At 63.3% G+C, this 515-nt stretch carries 1 protein-coding gene; it reads left to right on the top strand.

The genetic code is table 11. The annotated features are described in order from the left end of the window. Positions 1 to 515, top strand: a 515-nt coding sequence (locus ABY44_RS00175) for an ABC transporter ATP-binding protein (RefSeq protein WP_431640684.1), incomplete at both ends; no start/stop codon positions are given.

Below are 515 nucleotides of genomic sequence, written 5' to 3'. Positions count from 1 at the left end.
CGGGATCTATGTGGCCGCGGCCTTCCTCACCTGGATCCAGGGCTACGTCATCAACGTGATCATGGTCCGCACCATGTGGCGACTGCGCGAGTCCGTCGAGGCGAAGATCAACCGCCTGCCGCTGGCCTACTTCGACAAGGTGCAGCGCGGCGAGCTGATCTCGCGCGTCACGAACGACATCGACAACATCACGCAGACGATGCAGCAGTCGCTCTCCGGTGCCCTCACCTCGGTGCTCACCGTGATCGGCGTGCTCGTCATGATGTTCTCGATCTCGTGGCAGCTCGCGCTCGTGGCCCTGGTCACGCTGCCGCTCATGGGAGTGATCTTCGGCATCATCGGACCGCGGTCGCAGAAGGCCTTCGGCATGCAGTGGCGCAAGGTCGGTCGACTGAACGCCCGTGTCGAGGAGGCATTCTCGGGCCACGCGCTGGTGAAGGTCTTCGGACGCGAGAAGGATGCGCTTGACCGGTTCCAGGTCGAGAACGAAGAGCTGTTCCAGGCGAGCTTCAAGG

This window comes from Burkholderia sp. ZZQ-2 (assembly GCF_050768715.1).
GTDB lineage: Bacteria > Pseudomonadota > Gammaproteobacteria > Burkholderiales > Burkholderiaceae > Burkholderia > Burkholderia cepacia.
This window is presented reverse-complemented; position numbering and strand designations above follow the sequence as displayed.